This is a genomic window from Vibrio sp. OPT20, assembly GCF_963889365.1.
GTDB classification, from domain to species: domain Bacteria; phylum Pseudomonadota; class Gammaproteobacteria; order Enterobacterales; family Vibrionaceae; genus Vibrio; species Vibrio splendidus.
Map to the genome: position 1 here is coordinate 871,941 of NZ_CAWPOA010000031.1, position 1,184 is coordinate 873,124.

Consider the following 1,184-nt stretch of genomic DNA (forward strand, 5'->3'; position numbering starts at 1 on the left):
ATGGTTATTTCTTCGCATATGATCGCCACGGAACCAATTTGGTTCATCCAATACAGCCGGAATTGATTGGAAAAAATCTGCTTCAATTGCAAGATGAAGATGGTGATTTTCTGATAGAAGCACTGCTAAGAGAGGCGCAAACCGGAGGAGGATTCCACCAGTATTTGTGGCAAAAGCCCTCGACTGGGGAAGTGGTCTCTAAGCTGAGTTACGCCGCTTGGTTAGAGCGTTGGGATTGGATGATTGGCACGGGTTTGTATATTGAAGACGTGCACCAAGAAGTGGCTTCGATGCAGGCTGCGATCAACAAGAATATTGAAACCACGTTCTTCTCGATTGTGGTGATTCTTAGCGTGACGGTGGCGGTTATTATCGTGCTGACGTTGGCCATTAACATGCATGAACATCGAATCGCGGATAATAATTTAAAAGAGCTCGCCCATAAAACGGTGATGTTCCAAGAAGACGAGAAGAAGCATTTAGCGCGAGAGCTACATGACGGTATTAATCAATTATTAGTATCAAGTCGTTGCCACTTAGAACTACTTGGTAATAAGTTACAAAATGAAGACCTCAAAGCGCATTTGAATAAGTCGCAGCATTCATTGATGCGAGCGATCGAAGAGGTGAGGCACATCTCGCATCAACTTCGGCCAAGTTCTTTGGATGATATCGGCTTAGAAGCGGCGCTGTCATCGCTGTTATTAGATTTTCAGGCGCATTCGGGTATTGAGGTTGAAACCTTGTTTAGTACTCAGCCCGGAAAATTGAAATCAGAGGCCGCGACGACCTTATATCGAGTGGTGCAAGAGTCCCTAAATAATATAGAGAAACACGCACAAGCGACCAAAGTAACGGTTATCGCGCAGCAAATTGGCAACGTGTTACAGCTTCTAATCCAAGACAACGGTGTCGGTTTCAACACCTATAAAGCGATGGAAAAACGAGGGATCGGTCTACGTAACATGAGAGAGCGAGTGGAATTCATTGGTGGTGATTTTGAGCTGATGAGTGAGATTGGCCTTGGAACGGAAATTACAGTGTTACTGACACTAGAGGGATTAATGAATGAGTGAAGTTATTCGAGTTGTGATCGCTGACGATCACCAAGTGGTATTGGATGGCTTTATGGCGAGATTGGAACTTGAGCCAGATATTAGCGTGATAGGTACGGCCAGTAATGG

The 1,184-nt window shown here is 44.8% G+C and carries 1 protein-coding gene and 1 pseudogene; both read left to right on the forward strand.

Features of this window, described 5'->3' with window-relative positions; all coding sequences use genetic code 11:
* Positions 1-1,076, forward strand: a 1,076-nt coding sequence (locus tag AACR09_RS05075; protein ID WP_228010931.1) for a cache domain-containing protein, incomplete at its 5' end; no start/stop codon positions are given.
* Positions 1,069-1,184, forward strand: a pseudogene (locus AACR09_RS05080) (DNA-binding response regulator); the annotation flags it as partial. The gene AACR09_RS05075 and the pseudogene AACR09_RS05080, both read left to right, overlap by 8 nt.